Genomic DNA, 21,064 nt, shown 5'->3' with positions numbered 1-21,064 from the left:
TCTCTGGTGCAGGCTTCAAGTCTTCCTTTTTCTTCTGGTGTCATTTGCTTGGACGGGTTAATTTGTTACTATTTTACAGCTCTTTTCCCTTAAGTATTTATACTTAGTGCCTAATTGGGATGCTCCCGGCTATTTTGAGATATTGGTTTTGTTTGTATTTGTGATTTTATGATTTAGAGATCTCTTTAAATAAGCAAAAAACAATTATATTGATCTTAAAAACATTATTACAGCTTTAAAAATCGCCGTAGTCAACTTGTAGGCAAGTTAAACCCAGATCGCGCCAAACTCTGACTACCTGATCGCGATCGTCTAGGACAAAAGCGACATTGTACTTATCGAGAATAAACTCATCATAAATCTCTTTCTTGACAATACTATCCTTACGTTGATCGCCAGACTTTCGCATATGCAAACCATCAAAAGAAATATTGTGCTTTTCTAGCCATGCGAGAGTCTGCGGCTTGTACTTATCCTCGCGCCCAGAGACAAAGATCACCATCTTGCCAGAAGTCTCTAAAATCGATCGCACAGGCTCATTCACCAAATCCTGCTCGCACCTAGCCGCATCAAAAGGATTGCGATCGCCTATTAAAGCGATCGTGCCATCGAGATCGCAGAGAATTACATCGGGCAAATCTGGATTATGGGCGGGTTTAGCGGCTCTGGGTGGGGCGATAAATTGGTTATACATATCGCGAATCACCTTCTCACCCACCGAATTAAAGCGCTTCAAATCCCGCTCAATACAAGTTTCTAGAGGCACATGGCGGAAATCTACTATTTCTAAAACTGCCAAACCTTTGATTAACTCTCTGATTCTGGCTTCATGCTTGGGCGATAGATGCGTATTATCGACAATGACATGTTTTCCGTTCTCTAGAGCCGCTCTAATAATTTGATCTTGAATATCGAGAACAAACTTCTCATTTCCCTTCGAGTGATAGGAATTATCTAGCATGGCGCGAAGCTCGTCTTTATTGACGCGCTTAATACTATTAGGCGCTTTATCGACTTTATTTTTTGCCCATGTAGACTTTCCAGAAGCAGGCAAACCGATGGTGAAATAGACTGTCAGCATTATTTGTGATTTTTAATTTTGTGATTTTTAATTTGAAGATTTTCTCAAAATTTTATGTTACTTCTTATATCGCTATAGCCATTGTAGTTAAAAACCAAAATAGAGTTGCGGCGCTTAGCGCCGCAACTCTATTTTGGTTTTTGGATTTGTTCTAACATAACTGGCTACTGCTATATAAAAATGCAAGTTTTGCTTAAGATATAAAGAGATGATTGGTGGCGCTTAGCGCCACCAATCATCTTAATTATCATCATTGTCCATAAATGGTTTTTCGTGAGCAGGCTTGATAGTTCGCCAAATGTAATCACTATAGTCCTTCCCATCTAATAAAGAGAATAAAATTGTGTGATTCTGACAAGCTAAAATATGCTTTGCCATTTCCTTGCGATCGCGCCGATCTACAGTGGCAATAATTCTCTCAAAGTCAGCCTTTGCCGCATTCTCAATTTGTTGATACTGATTAATTAGAGAAGCTTTAGTTTCCTTGACCCAATTGTAAAATTCATCGGGAACTCGCTCTAAAATATTCTCAAAAGGAGTGCGATCGCGCAGCATTTCCCAGATTACTTTGCTGGTAACTTGAGTAAGCACCCGATGTAACTTTACATAATCGGCAAACTTAAACTTAAGCCGCAGCCCACTCTCAAAGCGAATCACAAAACCCTCTTGATTTTGATTGTTGAGCGCAGCGATCGAGTCAAGATCCTTTAACCCATCGTACCTTTTGGCGATCGGAAATCCTAAATGTCCATAGGACTCAATCTCATGTTCTCGACCTGATTCTGTCTCAATTACAGCCAATAGAACTAAAGCTTCGTAGTTTCCATAATCTACAACAATGCGATTCGATGGATAGATAATCTCAAATAAATAGGTGAGCGATCTATCTAGGGAAGGAATTACTGCTTTGTAAAGATTCTGTAATATGTCATTGGCTTTAACCGCTTGGTCAGAGTTAAAGCTACCCCTAGAGGCAATATATGGTTGCTCGTTATGCCAATACAAAATCCCTAGTGAACCATCAAGTTTCTCGTAAACGTGAAATGGTTCTGCGGGTAATGCTTCTTGATGTTCTTGCAGATTGAAAAACTTGGGTAGAGGTCTAGCAACGATCGCCCCATTGCGATCTAAAATCAAGCCTCGGCATTGCATAGTCTCCGATGTCCATAGGCGATCGTACTGAGTCTTAGCCGTGTAATTGTAAATGAAGAGTTCACCACTTGAATGAGGACGTTTGGTGATATATCCTTCAACAACTAGTTGCTCGACTTTCTCCAAATTGATGCCGCTCATTCTATATCTTTGCAATTAATTTTAACTAATGTGAGTGAGAAGTCCCGCACTCTATCCGTTTACAGGGATGAGTGGCGGGATGAAAACGAATCAGAAAACAAGTTAAGCGACAGTGAATCCATGATAAAAAAGAACTAAGCGGAGTTGAAAAGAGTAGCCGTGGTGGGCGAACTTTCCGTTGTATAAAGGCTAGACACCACCTATTAGTTTTACACTAATAGCCCCAATATCCCGCTAAGCCGTAAAAGAGCTTATGGATGGGTGAAGTAAATAACTCTACTCCTTGGGACACAGGGAGTCTGCCTCGAAGATAGGAAACTATCTTGCCAGTTAGTACCACTACGGAGTGAGTAAAACCTGCGGAGGGAGGATAAGTCCAGATTAGAGATGGCTCTAACAAGGCTCTCCCAGTGAAAGAGGAAGCCCATACTCTATTTTTTGTTTACAGAAAAAATAGAGTGTCGGGTATGTCACGGTTATTGATTTAAGTTTCTATAAGGAGCGAGGCGCAATTAAATATAAAATCCCAAAGCCTGTAGCATACGTACAGCGTGCGCTATAGGGATTGATTCTGGGTTTTAATTATGCCCAGCTTTAGCTATATTCACTTGTCTTAGGACAAATCACACCCTCAGAATTGATTGGGGGCACTCTGCGGTGCTAATCAGTTCTTGGGGTTTATGTCCTAGTCCACTTGGCGATCGCTATAAATAATATAGCGGGTTTCAGTTTGCCGTAGGTAAACTGAAACCCGCTATAATCAAATCAAATTCAATCAAATTTAGAATTATGACTGCGGCGACAGCATCTAAACCTTTAAAAGTCCTAATTGTTGAAGACGATCCACTCATCCAACTTGGATTAGAGCAATCGCTTTCTCAACAGCCGAATATCACCGTAGTTGGCATCGCAGAGGATGGCTATATCGGGGTAAAGATGGCACAGGAACTGCATCCTGACATCATCGTAATGGATATTGGGTTGCCAAGGCTAGATGGGATTTCAGCAACGCAAAAAATTAAAAGTGCTTCACCAAATGTTCATATTGTGATGCTTAGTTCCCATACCGATGACACGGAGATTATTGCCGCCTTATCGAGCGGTGCTGATGCCTATTGTGTAAAAGGGACATCTACTGAAAGTTTATTAGCTGCTTTTACGGCTGCCATGGATGGGGCTACCTACCTCGATCCCCAAGTTGCTCGTAAAGTGATGGATCATCTCAAGCCCCCCACTCAAGTTGAAAATAACTCACACCTATCTCAACGGGAACTGGAAGTGCTGAAATTAATTGTCGATGGTAAGAGTAATCCCGAAATTGCGAAAACTCTCTATCTCAGCCCTAATACCATTAAAACCCATGTGCGCGGCATTATGAATAAGCTATCCGTTGACGATCGCGTTCAAGCCGCAGTGGTAGCTTTGCGATCGGGTTTAGTTAATTAGTAGCTTATGTAAAACCCCAAAAGCTGTGGCGCACGCGCAGCGTGCGCCACAGCTTTTGGCTCTGTTTTTTATGCCAATTTATACCAATTCACAAAAGTGTTGTCATACTTTTGTGAATTGGTATAAATGGTTTAGGAAAGAGAGCATCTTTTGGTGCGCTCTTTCTGGTGGTTTAGGATTTTGGTAGTTTGGCAATTGATGACGTGAGTGTAATGCTGTGTAATGCCCTCACTTAAATGGATTCGACTGCGATTGGTAATAAAGCTATATAATGAAAATTGATTTACAGCGCAACAAAACAGAGCAATAAAAACTGTGGCCCATACCTTTTTAGTGCAACCTGGGAAATGGACTCTCGAGGGAAACTGGATAGAGAGAGATTCCATGCCAATTCGAGTTAAGGGTAGAACTTTAGTAGGTTGGTCAAAGGATAATTTTTGGTTTACTATGGTCACAAAGTTGACCTTTCCCGAAAGCGATCGCGAAGAGCTAACCATGGCTTATAAGGGGCGGATTGATTCTGACGAGCGTCGTTTTACCTTTGTTGTTGATGATAGCTCTCTTGGTAAGGTTGAGGGGGAAGGCATAATTGGTCCAGATTCAATTACTCAACGCTATTGGGTAATGGGGGATAAAAAAATGCGGACGGGGTTTCAAACTCTTTATCGTCGCGATAACAATATTTATTCTCTAGCTAGTGGAATTATTGCGGGGCAGAATCTTGAAAGTACCATGGAAGCGATCATTACCCGTCACGATTCTTAACTTATACCAATTCACGAAAGTGTGATAACACTTTCGTGAATTAAACACCAAACCCAGTAAGGTTTTGAGATTCCCAAAAGTGTGGCTACACTTTTGGGAATTATAGCTACAGGCACTTGAATGAGGACAAATCAAACCCCAAGAATTGACTGGCGGCGCGAAGCGCCGCCAGTCAATTCTTGGGGTTTATGTCCTAGTACATTTGGCGATAGCTATAAACACCAAACCCAGTAAGGGTTTTAAAATCACAAAATGGCTACGCCATTTTGTGATTTGGTATAACGTCAGTTCGGGATAATTTGTAACGGGATTTGAGAAAGGGTTTGCTACGCAAACCCTTTCTCAAATCCCAAAATGAAAAGCCTTGCGTAGCAAGGCTTTTCATTTAAAGAGAAGGTTGGCGCTTCGCGCCAACCTTCTCTTCTTGAGATTGCTATATCTAAGGATTTAACGAGAGCTTACTTTTTTGAGCTCGCCCGATAGAATATCGATCGCCTTGGCAAATTGTGGGTCAGATACCGTACCGACTAAATCGCGATTTTTGTTGAGTCTCTCAAGATCATCCTTGGTTAGCTCGACAACTTGATCGGGCACAATACCCATGTGGTTAATATCGCGACCAATAGGTGTGTAGTATTTGGCGATAGTGACCGCCATACCCGAACCATCGCTTAGGGAATGAACGGATTGGACTAAACCTTTACCGAAGGTTTTCGTACCAACGATGACCGCCCTCTTATTATCTTGTAAAGCACCAGATAAAATCTCGCTGGCACTTGCCGAGCCACCATCCACTAACACCACAAGGGGTTTATTGGTGAGAGATTGACGATTGGCAGTTAAACGCTCGCTCTCGCCCTTGCGATCAATCGTGGAGACGATGGTGGCGTTATCCAACCACATCCGTGCGATTTCAGCACTGGAATATAGCAAGCCACCAGGGTTAGAGCGCAGATCCAGTACAAAGCCTACAGCTCCTTTGTTTACGTGATCTTGGATTGCTTTACGCATATCGCTAGCGGCATTAGCATTGAACTGGCGCAGGCTAATATAGCCAACCTTGCCAATATTTGTGTCGCGCAGTTCGGCTTTAACTGGATGGATCTCAATCTTTGCTCTTTCTAGTTCCACATCAAACTGGCGATCGCCCCGCTTGATCCCTAATTTTACCTTCGTTCCTGCGGGACCACGGATTAACGCAACGGCTTGGTTAATATCCATGCCATCAGTAGACTTATCAGCGATCGAAGTAATGATGTCTTTTGTTAAAACCCCCGCACGGGACGCAGGAGAATCTTCAATGGGAGCAACGACCGTGAGTTGCTTAGTCGCATCATCCATCCCAAGTTGGATACCAACCCCTGTAAGCTCCCCCGATGTATCAATCTGCATACTCTTGAACTGTTCGGGATCCATAAATCGCGTGTAGGGATCGTCCAACAGTTTAAGCATTTCCCGAACCGAACGATAAGCTTCAGCCTTAGATGAATAATCTCGGTTTTCAACGTATTGCCGTCTGACCTGTCGCCAGTCAACCTTATTGAAAGAGCCATCAACATATTCACGGTTAATTAGCTGCCAAGCTTCATCAACGATTTCTTTAGGGCTATCCCGAAATGCGGCGATGCTAGGGTTTGCTAGCTGAAAACCAACAACTGCCACAGCCGCAGCTAATGCTGCTGTTGTACCAAGTACAAGTCCGCCTTTTGCCATGTCAACTTCCTGAAAAGTGATTTGTGTGAGGAATGTGAGATTTTTTAAATTACACCAACTCTAGCACAGCAGCTTTTAAGCGTGTGATCGAATTAACATAGCTCATTCTACTAAGCGTAATTAACGCCAGCTTAACCCTTTCTCAAAGCCTGTTTCAAATTATCCCGAATTCCCGTTAGTCCAACAGACCTTATGTTGCTAAGCAGTTAAGCATAATTAAAAAGTAAAACCAGAGAGTGTAACGCCTGCTGCGCGGGCGGTACACTCTCTGGTTTTACTTAGCTACTCTTGGAGCCTAATTTTTAAAGCATATTTCTTAGATCATATTTTTGAGAGCCTAATTTTTAGGGCATGGGTATTTATGAATAAAACCTTTTTCTTTTCGATTTAAAACCTGAATTTAGAGTTATATGAAGCACTATCAAGCAGGGCTAGTTTTGATGCCGTAGTCATAATTTCAGCATTAATCCATAGATTTTATCTCTCCCAATATAAGAAATGTAGCTTCTAATACAAATGAATGCCGTATAAGTTGATGAAATCATTCTTGAATAAATTCTCTATGGTAACTATACAAATGGGATTGTGAGCGCCAAATGTTCTTAGTGTTTCAACCTTGAAACACTCCCTGAAACGGTGTTTGCACACTCATGTCGCCTTATTGTGATGACAAGAAAACTTTGTGAAAGGATAGAGTCTGTGATCAAAAAATTTCTATTGAGTGCGTTGCTAGTCCTGTGGTTGGTGAGTTTTCCTTTTACAGGGCAGACTTGGGCTCAAGCGACTACTTCTCCCTCTGCTTCGGCAAGCCCGACTGGCACTGCTACTTCTACGGCAAGCCCTTCAGCTAGTGCATCTGCAAGCCCTTCAGCTAGTGCATCTGCAAGCCCTTCGGCTAGTGCTTCGCCTTCGGCATCGCCTAGTGCTTCAGCCACTGCTTCACCTTCGGCATCGCCTAGCGCTTCACCTGCCCCTTCGGCAAGTGGTGATGTTGTAACTTTAACAAAAGATCAGAAAGCCGCGCTTGACAAGCTGCTTGCTCCTGCCCCAGCGGCTTCACCTATTAATTCAGGTGATACTGCCTTTATGTTGGTAGCAGCAGCCCTTGTATTGTTGATGACACCTGGTTTGGCTTTCTTTTACGGTGGTTTAGTCCGTACCCGCAACGTATTGAACACGATGATGATGAGCCTATTGCTCATGGCAGTTGTTGGTGTTACTTGGGTACTGTGGGGCTACAGCTTAGCTTTTGATGTAACTGCCAAGGTGGCTGATGGTACTTTTGGTCAAGGTTTGGAAAAGTTTATTGGTGGGCTGGATTGGACTTTTCTGAATAAGGTCAAGTTTGATGACGTAGATCCTATTGGCTATGCGGGAACGATCCCCCATGCCGTGTTCATGGTTTATCAAATGATGTTTGCAATCATCACTCCTGCATTGATTTCAGGGGCGATTGTCGAACGCATGAGCTTTAAGGCTTATTTCTGGTTTATTTTGCTCTGGTCTACCTTTGTTTACTCCCCTCTAGCCCATATGGTATGGGGAAGAGGCTTCTTAGGAGAACTAGGTGCTTTAGACTTTGCTGGTGGAACGGTCGTACATATCAGTTCGGGTGTTGCTGCTGTTGTTGCAGTTTTGGTCGTAGGTTCACGCAAAGACTTTGCTACTAGACCTCATACCCCTCACAACGTTCCTTACGTACTCTTAGGCATCGGCTTGCTCTGGTTTGGTTGGTTTGGCTTTAATGCTGGTAGTGCTCTGAGTGCTGGTGCGATCGCTTCAGTTGCCTTTGTATCTACGACAGTTGCGACCTCTTCGGGAGGCTTGACTTGGCTCTTGGTGGAATGGGTTCTACGGGGTAAACCAACCGCAGTTGGTATTGCCAGTGGCTTTCTAGCTGGACTAGTGGGTATTACCCCTGCGGCAGGTTTTGTTACTCCCATTGGTGCAATTCTAATTGGCTCTATCACCGCAGTATGCTGCTTTATCGCTGTAAGCTTGCGTGCTAAGTTCAAGTTCGACGACTCCTTAGACACTTTCTCTGTCCATGGTGTTGGAGGAACAGTTGGCGCACTTTTGACAGGTGTATTTGCTACTAAGGCTGCAAATTTGATGAAGGATGCCAAAGGAGCAGATATCAATCTTGGACTGTTAGATGGTAATGCTGGGCAGATCTTGATTCAGTTTTATGGCGTTGCTACTACCTATGTGTTTTCAGCTGTGGCTACATTCGTTATTCTTTTTGTCCTTAAACTATTTATGGACTTGAGAGTTCCTGCCTCAGTTGAAGAACAAGGTATTGACTTGCCTATTCATGGTGAGGAAGGCTACGGTAGTGATTTTGGATCTGGTGTATTCGTAAAAAGCTCTTCCGAAGGCTAATCTTTTTACATAAGTACTTGTGCAGAATAAATTACGGAAACATGTAAAATTGCGCCTCTGCGGGGCGCAACTTTACATGTTTGGATCTGTAATTAATTATGCCTAGCTACTTATAGCTTTTTTACAAATAGCCATGGTCGTTTCTTAGAGAACCAAAAGATGAGTGATGACCCTAGGCTCTGTCACCCATCTTTTGGTTCTTATACCAATTCCCAAAATGGCGTTGCCATTTTGGGAATCTCAAAACCTTATTGAGTTTGGTTTTTAATTCACAAAAGTGTTGTCACACTTTCGTGAATTGGTAAGAATCAACCTCCAAAGATGAGTGGCGGCGCTTTGCGCCGCCACTCATCTTTGGAGGTTGATTCTTACTCATGCTTTATAGGGTTAGGGCTGTATAAATTGTCCAGCTATCCATCAGAATTAGGAGAAAGGTAAACACCAACAGAATCAGATACATCCAAGGCTGAGCCAGAGGACGCACCTGACTCATGTCGATACCCGTGCGCTCTTCCACCCTTTGGACTAATCGTGAAAATCCAACTACCCGCATTGGCAATAGGTAGGCTCGATCTGAGGCTTTGCTTACAAAATAATAAACAATCCCTCCCTGTCCCGTAATCCTTGGTTTTAGTGTGGCGATATCCTGCCAATGCAAGAACCAACCTTTACGCAAAAAAGTAGGAAACCACCGAGCATAAACAAGTCTGATGCCTTCGTCATCAAGAACTACGCGATCGCTTAACGCCCCATACAAAAAAACAAAGCCGATCACCAGCACGATACTCAACCATGTGGCAGGAACCGAGGCATGGGTAAAATTGCTCAAAAATGGTAAAGGAACCGTGAGCGCAAGATAAAGCAGCAGTAAAGTAATCCGAATCAGGGGTGAGACTTTAAAGGTATCGATCATAAAAATAGCAAGCGTCGGGATTTTATGTTTTAGGCGATCGCAATTAACTTAACATTGTTTTTTAGGGGTAATCTGATAAATGATAGATATGATTAACAATCAAATTAACAATCAAAAACACTTACATACAGTACGGATGGTGTAAAACGTGGGTTGGCGTGTACGTGGCGTTCGTGGTGCAACAACAGTTGAGGCAAATACATACGAAGCCCTAGAGAGGGCTGTGCTAGAGCTTATGGAGGAGATCGAAGCACAAAATGATATCGATCCGCGTGAAATCGTGAGTGCTACTTTTTCGGCAACGACAGATATTGATGTCGTCTTTCCTGCCAAAATCGCCCGATCGCGATCGCAATGGGAGAATGTGCCGCTTTTGGATGTACAGCAAATGTACGTTCAGGGCAGCTTAGCGCGATGTATCAGGGTGTTAATTCATGTCAATACGCCGCTTGAGCAGCATCAGATTAAGCATATTTACTTAAATGGAGCAAGAGATTTGCGCCCCGATCTTGTCTATGCACAAGTTTAGGAAAGCCAAATTTAGGAAAATAAAGGGGCAACTAAACGCTCTTCTTATTTTTTAAGCTTTTTACTAGCGATTGCTATAAGATCGGCTACAGTTAACATCACAGTTAACATCATCACAGTTAAGATCAACAGTTAAGATCAATAGCTGCATAGCGATTTTCGATATTTCTAGGGTTATCTAAAGGCTCAAAAGCTTTGCTAAATTCGATCTTAGTTTTTTAGCTTTCAAAGCTAAGCCTTCAAATAAGTCTGGACAGATTTGAAAATTGCTATGGCTGATTTTGTAGGATTTTTAAAGAGTAACTGTGCTTTAGCAAGCTCTTAGCTTTAGCAAGCTCTTAGCTTTAGCGAGCTATTACTCTGGTATCGGTTCAAATGTATAAATAGCCCTATGGTCACAAGAATTTTCCTGTGTAACGAGCAGACAGAGCCAGAGATTCGCGATTTCATTCGTGAAGCGATCGCCGATATCTCCGAGGGGGAGCAGTATATCGTTACTTGGAACTGCGGCAATATTCAAACGCTCAAGGTGGGCGATCGCGCATATTTCAAGCGGATTGGTAGCGCCAATCAGGGTTATTTTGCTTCGGGAACTGTCGTTCCCGCTGATCGGGAATATCAACTAAAACTGCGATCGGCGCGTTATCGCGAACTTAGCGAAGCCTACGATATTGACTCTCAGGTTAATAACTTTCGGATCTGGGTCGCATGGGATGCCTGTGTCAGTTTCGATGAACCGCTCAGGACTGATTATCTGCGCCAATTGCCTCATTTTCAGGGTATGCCCCTTGAACCGCAAACCGATGCGGGGGTGTTTCGCGAAGAATATGTACGGATGCTAGATCGTGAGTGGGAACGCCAGACTCAAAAGGCTTTTCGTGCGGGCAAGGGGATTAGTCTCGTAGATGTCTATTACCGCTGGGGTCTAGAGGACATTCAGCAGGGATTCCCACAGGATGCGCTAGAATCCTTTCGTCAAGCCCTCAAACTCAATCCCAACTTCATCAAGGCTTACCTAGGATTGGGTGATGCCCATGTGAGTTTACGTGAATATGCGAAGGCAGTTGGTGACTATGGCAAAGCAATTTCCATGCGTCCCGACAAGGCTCGTCTGGCTTATTTTAAGCGTGGCGAAATTAATTTTTTACTGGGACAGTTGCAGCAGGCGATGGCGGATTTTGAGGCGGCGATCGCCATCGATCCCAACTATGCCGATGCCCATATGTCCTTGGGCAACACCTACTTTAAGCTCAGGAGTTACGAACAGGCGATCGCTTGTTTTAGCCGCACCCTTGAGCTAAGCCCCGAACGCGACTTAGCGGTATTTCGGCGCGGGCGAGCCCATTACATTTTGAAGGAATTTCCTGAAGCAATTCGTGACTTTAGCCATGCGATCGAATTGCAGCCCAGCAATGTTGATGCCTACTACTATCGCGGCTTAACCTATTCTCAACCCGATATAGCCGATGAGACCCTCGCTGGGGATGATCTGCGGAAGGCGATCGTGCTGTATCAAACTCAAGGTAAACCCGACAAGGCAAAGAAAGCGAAGGAGTTTCTGGAAACCCTCGCCATCGATTCTCTTCCCAAGGCAAAACCAAGAAGTAACTACGCGATCGCCCCTGCCGCAACCTCCATACCTGAAGCCGATGCCCCCATTACGGTGGAGCCAGTCGTAGCGAAACAGATCGTCAGTGATGACGAAGAAACCAGTGACCTCATCATTGAGTTGCCTCCGCAAACCCAGCCAACGGCAATTCCCGTTGAAAATTTTGCCGCCCCTGAAGAAGCGATCGCGGTCTTTTCTAGCTCAGAGCTAATAGCATCGCCTCCACCTGAAACGATCGAAAGGATTGTGGAAGTCGAGAAGATCGTCGAGAAACTGGTCGAGGTGGAGAAGCTGGTCGAAGTCGAGAAAATCGTCGAGATTGAAAAAATCGTCGAGGTGGAGAAACTGGTCGAAGTCGAGAAAATTATTGAGGTAGAGAGGGTCGTAGATCGCGTAGTCGATCGCATTGTTGATCGCATCGTGGAAAAACCGATTCCTTTCTCGATCGAAGATCCCAGTACTGCCGAGAAACTAGCCATGATTTCCGTGATGGCTCAATATATGCGCGATGGCTGGATGGTGCGATCGGTGGACAAGTCCCAAGTGGGCTACGATCTCGAATGTACCAAGGACAATCGCTGCGAAGCAGTAGTAATTAAAAGCTTTACCAGCGATCGCGATTCCTTTGCAATTTCAGCGATCGAGATTGAAAATGCCCGTAGCAACAAAGATTTTGTGCTGTGGGTAGTCAGCGGCGCAGCCGAAAATCCAGAATTACGTTGTCTGCGCGGGCGCGAACTATTCGAGCAATTCGACCTCGACCCGCTCGCCTTCGCCGCCAAAGTCCGACAAGCTGCCGTCCAGTTAGAATTCGCACCAGTTTCCCTAGAAATGCCCCAATTTGAGTAGTAAGTTTAGTAATTTCTATTAAAGTCCGAATTAATTACATCAGTTAGTGACATAAGGATCGGTTAATGGCATCACAAGCAAGCTTATTTGGCTTGAACAATTCAAATCGAGATTTTACTAAAGCAGAGGCTTGGGGCAAAAATCAGTTCAATTCAAGTTTCCCAGCCGCTTTATCTTGTTATCTAGATCATCAAGGAATCGCTGCCAATTATATATCTATTACAAATCAAAAGTTAGGAATAAATTTAATCGATATTGCCAGTATATTTGGGATCAGTCCCAGTCAAAAAAACACATATTTTGCTTTTGAAGCCCAACATACACCATTTCAAAAATATGTAATTGGATCTCTACCTAGAACTGATTTAGTAATTCAAGATAGTTCTACGGGTCAATGTTTACGAGGCTTAGAAGTTAAATTAACCGCATTACCTGATAATACAACTTGCAATTTAAGTGATGACAAATTTGGCTCTGAAATTGTCATCAGACCTGACACAATCGTATATCTAGCAGCTAGCATAGTCAGCTCAAATATTGAGACAGTTAGAAAACATATTGAGAGCAGTGCTGTCGTTGTGGATAATTGGTCAGATGCAAGAGAAGTAATTACTAGCATTGCCAAAATTATTGGCTGTATTGCTGATATCAGTATAGATATTGAGAAAAAACAACTACCATTTCTTTTACATCCAATTTGGAAGACTGTTGGTAAATCACCAAAACTTGCAGAGAATTGTCTTGATGTTTTTACATGGAGTGATGCTGCTTTTGCTTGGTTCATCTCACAAATATCTAAAAATGATAATGCAGCAACTCAAATAACCCGCCAAACTAGAACAATTATTTGGCTTTATAAAATACTTTTGGATATCTGTACAAATGGCAGATGTGACTATAAAGATATCATTGACAAACTTTCTTACAACACCAAAAATGACAAAGCTTTTGCTTCCGCAGGGAATATAACAAACCCCTATATGTCATGTGCAAATTTGACATCTCCCAGAATTACAAAAGATGAAATTAAAAATATTATTTTGGGCGGTGGACAAAATTTGTTAAGCCCAGAGCGTAGATTTGATGCAATTATTTTTAATTCTCCAGAGTTATTCTTATGATTACTGCTGTTGATTTATTTAGTGGCTGTGGTGGTTTATCTCTTGGCTTTCAGCAAGCAGGTGTTGATATTTTAGCAGCTTTTGATAACTGGGATATTGCCTTGGATATTTATCGGGAAAATTTTAATCATCCAGCTATTCAACAAGATTTATCGAATGAAGTTACATCAATTAAATTAATTCGTAAATTTGCACCAGATATGATCATCGGTGGAGCACCATGCCAAGACTTTTCGATTGCTGGGAAACGCAATTTAAATGGTGATCGCGCAAATCTAACTTACAATTTCACAAATATTATCTGTGATATTAAGCCTAGATGGTTTGTAATGGAGAATGTACAGAGAATTACTAAATGCCCTATTCTTACACAGATATCAGAAAAATTTATAAGCCATGGCTACGGTTTATCTAGAGTTATTTTAGACGCGTCTCTTTGTCATGTACCACAATCGCGATCGCGTTTTTTCTTGATTGGTGAACTTGGTGGGGAGCAAAATTCTTTAGTAGATTTATTTAAGGTTAGTTTGGCAAATAAACCAATGACAGTGAGAGATTATCTTGGAGAAAGGTTAAAGCTGCAATATTATTATCGACATCCTAGAAGTTATGCACGTAGGGGAATTTTTTCAATTGATGAGCCAAGTCCAACTATCAGAGGAGTTAATCGACCAATACCCACAAATTATAAATTGCATAGTGGCGATCCTCAGGATATTGATATTGCCACAGTTAGACCTTTGACAACAATAGAAAGAAGTTATATTCAAACATTTCCAGAGTCATTTAAATTTTTTGGAACTAAGACAAATCTAGAACAAATGATTGGCAACTCAGTACCTGTGAATTTGGCTTCTTTTGTTGCTACTACTATTTTAAAATATATAAAAAAAGAAATTGATTTATATAACCTAAAAGATTTTGATAATCCTGCCTTAGAAAATTTTGGCAATATGGCTGCTCACTATCAAGCTATGGGCTCCCAACTCTTTTGAGACTGCTATATTATGGTGAAATCACAGCCAGTGTTAGAGATCAAGTTTTATGACCCGCAAATCTTGGGATAGCTATTTAGAATTAGGTTTATGGGATGGAGAAAGTGACAAATCAAAAAAACATAAATCTTTTCATCTACCAGGAGCTAAGCCCCATTACAACCCCGATCGCCCAGGACAAGTCGAGCATATTGCCCTAGATTTGGTGCTTGATATCCCCCAGCAAACGATCGCTGGTAGCTGCAAAATTCGCCTGCGTCCCGTGCGTGATGGCATCACCGATCTGAATTTAGATGCGGTCAGTCTGAGAATCGATAGCGTATCGATTACCGATCGTATTGAAGCAAAACCCGATCCTGATAAGGCTAAATGCAAGTTCGATTACGATGGCGAATTTCTCAAGATTTATCTGAACGAACCAACAAAAGCAGGCATTCCCATCGAAATTGCGATCGCCTATGCTGCCGAGCAGCCTCAGAGGGGAATTTATTTTGTGCAACCTACTGAACATCAACCCCACAAACCCACGCAGGTCTGGACTCAAGGGGAAGATGAAGATTCACGCTATTGGTTTCCTTGTTTTGACTACCCTGGACAACTGGCGACTTCCGAGATTCGGATTAAAGTTCCTAAAGAATTAATGGTGATTTCTAATGGGGAATTGATCGAAGTTAAGGATCTCAAAAAAGAGAAGATTTATCATTGGTCACAGAAAGAAGTTCATCCCAGCTATCTGATGACCTTAGCGATTGGTGACTTTGTAGAAGTAAAGGACGAATGGAAGGGGAAGCCCGTCACCTACTATGTCGATAAATCTCGCACCGCCGAAGAAGCCATCTTAACGATGGGTAAAACCCCAAAAATGATCGAGTTCTTTAGCGAAAAGTATGGCTATGACTATGCTTTTCCTAAATACGCTCAGGTCTGTGTCGCTGATTTTATTTTCGGTGGCATGGAAAACACTTCTACGACCCTACTAACTGACCGCTGCGTATTAGACCAGAGAGCCGCGATTGACAATCGCTCCAGTGAAAGTCTGGTTGCCCATGAGTTAGCGCACCAATGGTTTGGGGATCTATTGGTGATCAAGCATTGGTCGCACGCATGGGTCAAGGAAGGCGCGGCAACCTACGCAGAAGTACTCTGGACAAACCATGAATATGGAGCCGAAGAAGCTGCTTATTATCTACTAGGCGAAGCACGACGCTATATTTCCGAAGATCGCGATCGCTATCGCCGTCCGATGGTGACCCATGTCTATCGCGAAGCGATCGAACTCTACGATCGCCATATCTATGAAAAGGGTGGCTGTGTCTATCACATGCTCAGGACAGAGCTAGGCGACGAGCTATTTTGGAAGGCAATTCATCATTTTGTAAGGACTAATGCCCATAAAACCGTAGAGACAATCGATCTCCTCAGGGCGATCGAAGAAGCAACGGGTAAAAACTGTATGTTTCTCTTCGATCAGTATGTATTTCGCGGTGGACATCCTGAATATAAGATCGGCTATAGCTGGGATGGCGATAATAAATTGGCAAAGATCTCCGTTACCCAAACACAGGAAGAACTATTTGACCTCAGGATTCCCATCGGCTTTGGGTTTGAAGAAGAAGCTTCTCAAGTATTTACGGTGCGTGTATTTGAAAAAGATCAAGCCTTTTACTTTCCCTTGCCCCAAAAGCCCAAATACATTAGCTTCGATCGCGGCAATAACTATCTCAAACAAGTCAGTCTTGAATATGGTGTGGCTGAACTGAAAGCTGGCTTGCAGTCCGATCCCGATCCGATCGCCAGAATTCAATGTGCAGAAGCCTTGGCGAAAAAAGGCGGTTTAGAATCGGTAAAAGCTTTAGGAGCAGCCCTTCTATCCGAACCTTTCTGGGGCGTACGGGTAGAGATCGCCGAGAATCTCGCTGCCATCAAACTTGATCAAGCCTTTGAAGCCCTAGAAAAGGGTTTAGAAGATACCGATGCCAAGGTAAGGATAGCGGTAATTACGGGATTGGCGCAGAACAAGGTACAAAAGAGTTTAGATCTCATCAAACCTTTTATCAAGAAAGGCGATCCTAGCTACAACGTAGAAGCCACTGCGGCGCGACTAACGGGCGAACTTGCCGCGGTCTTGAGCACCGAACGTGAACCTTCTAAAGTGGTAAAACTTTTACAAACCGTCCTCAAGGAGCGATCGGGATGGAATGAAGTGGTTAGATCGGGAGCGATCGCAGGTTTAGCGAAGCTCAAGGATTCCGACGAAGCAATGGAAACCATTATCAAGTATACGGAACCTGATGTACCACAACCATTGCGCCTTGCCTCAATTCGGGCTTTAGGGGCGATGGGAAAAGCCCAAACCAAACCCAAAACAGAACAGATTCTCAATCGGTTGAAAGTAATCGCGCAGGAGACCTTCTTCTTAACTCAGATGGCTGTTGTCGGTGCATTGGGGCAAATTGATAGTGCGAGTGCCATAGGAGTACTACATTCTCTTTCCGACTCTACGCCCGATGGCAGAGTACGCCGTGCTGCTGATGAAGCGATTCAGCGTGTCCAAAGAGCGATCGGGAAGGATGCAGGCTTAAAGCAGTTGCGCGAAGAACTTGATCAATTGCGCAAGGACAATCAAGATCTCAAAAGTCGTCTAGAAGCGATCGAAGCAAAAGCCAAACCATAAAATGTCAATCGACATATAGCTAAGAAGAGAATGGCAGCGCTTCGCGCTGCCATTCTCTTCTTCCAAAGAATAAGGCGACGCATAGCGTCGCCTTATTCTTTGGAAGAAAAGGTTTTCAAGTTAAGAAATGGCTACGCCATTTCTTAACTTGAAAACCCTTGATAGGTCTAGTTTTTAATCCACAAAAGTGTTGTCACACTTTCGTGAATTAGTATTGCCAAAACTAGACTATTTGCTTAAGTTGGTCAAAGTTAAGCTGGGCGAAACTTGAGCCTGTAAGTTTGCCAAACGCTTGTTATCGCGCTTATTCGCTAAGACGGGAACGGCTTCGCGCAACACTCCCGCCAGTTTAGTCGTTGTCGAATCATAGATTTGGGTAACAACTTTAGGATAGAAGCCAATCCCAATAATGGGAATCAACAAACAAGCAATAATGAAGACTTCCCGTGGCTCGGCATCAATTAATTCTTCATGGGAAGTTAAAGTTTTATTTTCTTCACCATAGAAAATTTCTCGCAGCATTGAGAGTAGATAGATCGGCGTTAAAATTACGCCCACTGCCATAAGCAAGAGCGCAATTACCTTAAATGTCCCGCTATAGGCATCACTGGTCGCAAATCCCACGAATATCATTACCTCAGCAACAAAACCACTCATCCCTGGCAAAGCAAGAGAGGCGAGGGAGCAGGTGGTAAACATCGCAAAAATTTTCGGCATCTTTTGCCCCACACCACCCATCTCATCGAGGATCAAGGTGTGCGTGCGATCGTAGGTTGCCCCAACAAGGAAAAATAAACTTGCGCCAATGAGTCCGTGGGAAATCATTTGTAACATTGCCCCACTCGTACCGAGATCGGTGAATGAAGCTAACCCAATCAATACAAAGCCCATGTGGGAAATTGACGAGTAGGCGATTTTACGTTTGAGGCTACGCTGGGCAAAGGAAGTAAGCGCTGCGTAAATGATATTCACGATCCCCAAAATCACTAAAATCGGTGCAAAGTACGCATGGGCTTCGGGTAACATGCCTGCATTCATGCGCATGAGCGCATAGCCACCCATCTTCAGCAATATCCCTGCAAGGAGCATATGCACTGGTGCAGTTGCTTCACCGTGAGCGTCAGGGAGCCACGTATGCAGAGGGAAAATTGGCAGCTTAACACCATAGGAAATTAAGAAAGCTCCATAGGCTAGAAGCTGAAAGGTAAGAGGATAGTTTTTATTGGCGAGGGTCTGCATATCAAAGGAGACCGTATCGCCATAGAAAGCCATTGCTAGTCCAGCGACAAGAATGAATAGCGAACCGATCGCTGTATATAAAATAAACTTTGTAGCGGCGTAGAGACGCTTATAGCCTCCCCAAATCGATAGCAATAGATATACGGGGATCAGCTCTAGTTCCCAAGTGAGGAAAAATAGCAGCATATCTTGTACTGCGAAGACGGCAATTTGTGCCCCATACATCGACAGTAACAAGAAATAAAATAAACGTGGCTTCAGTGTAACGGGCCAAGCTGCCAAGGTTGCTAATGTGGTGATAAATCCAGTCAGCAAGACCAAAGGCATCGAAAGTCCATCAACACCAACTGACCAATTTAGCCCCAGTTGGGGAACCCATTCGTATCTTTCAACGAGTTGGAGCCCTGGGTTGCTGTAGTCGTACTTCGTACAGAAAGCATAGGCGATTGCCGCAAAGTCAATCAGCCCCACTACAAGTGCAAACCAACGAATCGTTTTGCCGTCACCTTTGTCTGGGACAAAAGCAACTACCAAAGACATAACGATGGGAAAGGCGATGATAAACGTGAGCCAAGGGAAGTTTTCGAGACTTAACATATGCAAAAGTAACCGTTGTAATTACCCACCCATTTTCTAGACAGTCATTGTACCTATGCTCTCTTGCTGACTATGTAGTTGTTTATAGTTACTTAAAACTATAGGATCGCCTTAAATTGTAAAACTATGGCTGGGATCATGACTGGATAAGCCATGAAACCGATTTAAGCCCCTTGAGAGCTCTTTGAAGATTTATGAAGAGAAATTAACAAATAGAGACAATTGTTTACATATGTCTGAATTGTCAGGCGCGAAGCGTGGCGTTTCCAATTTTCTGCTAATCTCAAAAGTGAATAAATTATTTTTTTAATTGAGAGATTTTAGGCATGAAAGCACTTATACGCTTTTCTGTTTTATTAGTGGCGATCGCGTCAATTTGGACAACGTGCCTTTTAGGTTCTTTTGGCGGTAACATTGCATTTGCCGAAGGCTTACCTGCTACTAATTTCTATACCCAAGACCTTAGTAAAATTGATTTGAATAACTCTAATATCAACACTTTCCGTCAAGTGCGTGGTATGTATCCCACCCTAGGGCGCATCATTATCGATAACGCTCCCTATCAGTCCCTAGACGATGTACTTAATATCGCTGGGTTAACCGATGGTCAAAAAGAACTAATTAAAGCAAATGCTGATAAATTTACCCTTAAGAGACCTGATGAGTCGATGGGGCGCGAACGTATCAACAATGCTAACTACAGACTGTAATCGCTGATCGTCAGTAAAGAGGACATTTTGTTCCAAGCAACGAAACCCAGATATGGATATATCCCAAAGGATAAACGTATCTGGGTTTTAATTTGTCTTGATCCCCGTCTTGATCCCCATAGTGAATGGCGGCAGCTATAAATTAGCGTTTTGCAAAGGATTGCCTACTCCTTTGCAAAACAAAAAACAATCAGAGTAAGAGCATAGTGGTTTTCATTCTGCCGTAGGCAGGATGAAAACCACTATGCTCTAGCGAACTATTGCGATCGCGATAAAAGCCCAGTCCAAATATTTTCCGTTGGACGAACAGCAAGATTTATTGACTTATATTGCTAAAATGTTACATAGCGCAATATAAAAATAAATTCTTTCTAACTTCGCGAAAAAGGTATAACCGTATGGCATTGTTTGGACTATTTGGGAAAAAAGATAAAAAAGAGAAGTCCGAGGGTCAAGAGTCATCTTACTTTTTAGATCAAGATTCGGCTAAAACCTTTGGCAATATCGACTACATGCGAACACCTAAAGCTGTCAAAAAGACATTCCCCACTATTAACGGTGTAAAAGGCGCAGAAATCACAGAAATTGTATCTGCAACCGAAAAAATTGAAAGTTCAGAAATTAATATTACCAATCCTTCTGAGCCAGTTTCCCAATCAACGTTTGAGCCTAAGAAGCTCAATACCCGAGTAGATTCGAGCATGGATATCTTCTTGAATATGGCAAAAGACATCAAAAAGAAATAGGCACTGGGGAAAAAATTAAAACCCAAGAAGAGAAAGGCGGTGCGAAGCACCGCCTTTCTCTTTATACCAAGTTATACCAATTCACGAAAGTGTGACAACACTTTTGTGAATTAAAAACTAAACCCAGTAAGGTTTTGAGATTCCCAAAATGGCGTTGCCATTTTGGGAATCTCAAAACCAAACCCAGTAGGAGTTTTAAAATCACAAAATGGCGTAGCCATTTTGTGATTTGGTATAACTTGGTATAAATACTTATAGCCCACATTCCGCTCGTAGTGGAAGCCTAAAAATATTTAAAACGAGACAATGAGGGTTTCAGTGATTTTTGGAAAAATTAATAGTATTAATTCCTATTAGTGCATCACTATTTGAAATATTAAGATAGTGATATTTTTGCTGGTAA

17 protein-coding genes are annotated in these 21,064 nt (G+C 42.9%); 10 read left to right on the top strand and 7 right to left on the bottom strand.

Annotated elements, in window-relative coordinates; genetic code table 11:
- Window positions 1-235: 235 nt before the first annotated feature.
- From PseudUWO310_RS20900 to PseudUWO310_RS20890, 3 genes are all read right to left on the bottom strand, one after another.
- Window positions 236-1,081: an AAA family ATPase gene (locus PseudUWO310_RS20900; RefSeq protein ID WP_223805790.1), complete on the bottom strand. Its 846-nt coding sequence runs from the start codon at window positions 1,079-1,081 to the stop codon at window positions 236-238.
- A gap of 240 nt (window positions 1,082-1,321) precedes the next feature.
- On the bottom strand, window positions 1,322-2,374 hold the full coding sequence (locus PseudUWO310_RS20895) for an RNA ligase (protein ID WP_143122378.1): 1,053 nt from the start codon (window positions 2,372-2,374) through the stop codon (window positions 1,322-1,324).
- Window positions 2,375-2,588: 214 nt separating this feature from the next.
- Entirely contained in the window at window positions 2,589-2,774 is a 186-nt protein-coding gene (locus PseudUWO310_RS20890; protein ID WP_142598226.1) for a hypothetical protein, read from the bottom strand.
- A gap of 389 nt (window positions 2,775-3,163) precedes the next feature.
- Between PseudUWO310_RS20890 and PseudUWO310_RS20885 the strand changes: the two genes are divergently transcribed.
- Window positions 3,164-3,820 carry a response regulator gene (locus PseudUWO310_RS20885; RefSeq protein WP_009629788.1) on the top strand — a complete coding sequence of 219 codons (657 nt, stop codon included), beginning with the start codon at window positions 3,164-3,166 and terminating at the stop codon, window positions 3,818-3,820.
- Between the two features lie 315 nt (window positions 3,821-4,135).
- Window positions 4,136-4,585, top strand: coding sequence for a hypothetical protein (locus tag PseudUWO310_RS20880; RefSeq protein WP_009629789.1), 450 nt, complete (start codon window positions 4,136-4,138; stop codon window positions 4,583-4,585).
- A gap of 447 nt (window positions 4,586-5,032) precedes the next feature.
- Here PseudUWO310_RS20880 and ctpC read toward each other — a convergent pair whose 3' ends face one another.
- Window positions 5,033-6,298 carry a carboxyl-terminal processing protease CtpC gene (gene ctpC / locus PseudUWO310_RS20875; RefSeq protein WP_143122377.1) on the bottom strand — a complete coding sequence of 422 codons (1,266 nt, stop codon included), beginning with the start codon at window positions 6,296-6,298 and terminating at the stop codon, window positions 5,033-5,035.
- A 1,032-nt stretch (window positions 6,299-7,330) separates the two neighbouring features.
- Between ctpC and PseudUWO310_RS20870 the strand changes: the two genes are divergently transcribed.
- Window positions 7,331-8,680, top strand: a complete 1,350-nt coding sequence (locus PseudUWO310_RS20870; protein ID WP_411729166.1) for an ammonium transporter — start codon at window positions 7,331-7,333, stop codon at window positions 8,678-8,680.
- Window positions 8,681-9,059: 379 nt separating this feature from the next.
- Here the strand turns inward: PseudUWO310_RS20870 and PseudUWO310_RS20865 are convergent, their stop codons facing one another.
- On the bottom strand, window positions 9,060-9,593 hold the full coding sequence (locus tag PseudUWO310_RS20865) for a hypothetical protein (protein ID WP_143122375.1): 534 nt from the start codon (window positions 9,591-9,593) through the stop codon (window positions 9,060-9,062).
- Between the two features lie 148 nt (window positions 9,594-9,741).
- Between PseudUWO310_RS20865 and aroH the strand changes: the two genes are divergently transcribed.
- The 5 genes from aroH to PseudUWO310_RS20840 all read left to right on the top strand — a co-directional run bounded on the left by aroH (window position 9,742) and on the right by PseudUWO310_RS20840 (window position 17,369).
- The gene (gene aroH, locus PseudUWO310_RS20860) at window positions 9,742-10,122 is read left to right on the top strand and encodes a chorismate mutase (protein ID WP_009627057.1); all 381 of its coding nucleotides are present in this window, start codon (window positions 9,742-9,744) and stop codon (window positions 10,120-10,122) included.
- Between the two features lie 390 nt (window positions 10,123-10,512).
- Window positions 10,513-12,579 carry a tetratricopeptide repeat protein gene (locus tag PseudUWO310_RS20855; RefSeq protein ID WP_143122374.1) on the top strand — a complete coding sequence of 689 codons (2,067 nt, stop codon included), beginning with the start codon at window positions 10,513-10,515 and terminating at the stop codon, window positions 12,577-12,579.
- Window positions 12,580-12,644: 65 nt separating this feature from the next.
- A complete protein-coding gene (locus PseudUWO310_RS20850; RefSeq protein WP_143122373.1) occupies window positions 12,645-13,700 on the top strand; it encodes a HindVP family restriction endonuclease in 1,056 nt (351 codons plus the stop codon).
- Window positions 13,700-14,695 (top strand): DNA cytosine methyltransferase, encoded by a 996-nt coding sequence (locus PseudUWO310_RS20845; RefSeq protein ID WP_143122379.1) that lies wholly within the window; start codon window positions 13,700-13,702, stop codon window positions 14,693-14,695. The genes PseudUWO310_RS20850 and PseudUWO310_RS20845 overlap by 1 nt, the downstream gene beginning before the upstream one ends.
- A 49-nt stretch (window positions 14,696-14,744) precedes the next feature.
- Window positions 14,745-17,369: a M1 family metallopeptidase gene (locus PseudUWO310_RS20840; protein ID WP_143122372.1), complete on the top strand. Its 2,625-nt coding sequence runs from the start codon at window positions 14,745-14,747 to the stop codon at window positions 17,367-17,369.
- Window positions 17,370-17,597: 228 nt separating this feature from the next.
- On the opposite strand, the gene PseudUWO310_RS20835 is transcribed toward PseudUWO310_RS20840, so the two are convergent.
- Window positions 17,598-19,205, bottom strand: a complete 1,608-nt coding sequence (locus PseudUWO310_RS20835) for an NAD(P)H-quinone oxidoreductase subunit 4 (RefSeq protein WP_055077149.1) — start codon at window positions 19,203-19,205, stop codon at window positions 17,598-17,600.
- 326 nt (window positions 19,206-19,531) lie between these two features.
- Between PseudUWO310_RS20835 and psbU the strand changes: the two genes are divergently transcribed.
- The gene (psbU, locus tag PseudUWO310_RS20830) at window positions 19,532-19,915 is read left to right on the top strand and encodes a photosystem II complex extrinsic protein PsbU (protein WP_143122371.1); all 384 of its coding nucleotides are present in this window, start codon (window positions 19,532-19,534) and stop codon (window positions 19,913-19,915) included.
- A gap of 190 nt (window positions 19,916-20,105) precedes the next feature.
- On the opposite strand, the gene PseudUWO310_RS23730 is transcribed toward psbU, so the two are convergent.
- The gene (locus PseudUWO310_RS23730) at window positions 20,106-20,228 is read right to left on the bottom strand and encodes a hypothetical protein (protein ID WP_263363477.1); all 123 of its coding nucleotides are present in this window, start codon (window positions 20,226-20,228) and stop codon (window positions 20,106-20,108) included.
- Window positions 20,229-20,313: 85 nt separating this feature from the next.
- Here PseudUWO310_RS23730 and PseudUWO310_RS20825 point away from each other — a divergent pair, with 85 nt between their 5' ends.
- Window positions 20,314-20,661, top strand: coding sequence for a hypothetical protein (locus PseudUWO310_RS20825; protein WP_143122370.1), 348 nt, complete (start codon window positions 20,314-20,316; stop codon window positions 20,659-20,661).
- The last annotated feature ends 403 nt before the right edge of the window (window positions 20,662-21,064 follow it).

Origin of the sequence: Pseudanabaena sp. UWO310 (assembly GCF_006861605.1) — a bacterium.
Lineage (GTDB): Bacteria > Cyanobacteriota > Cyanobacteriia > Pseudanabaenales > Pseudanabaenaceae > Pseudanabaena.
This window is presented reverse-complemented; position numbering and strand designations above follow the sequence as displayed.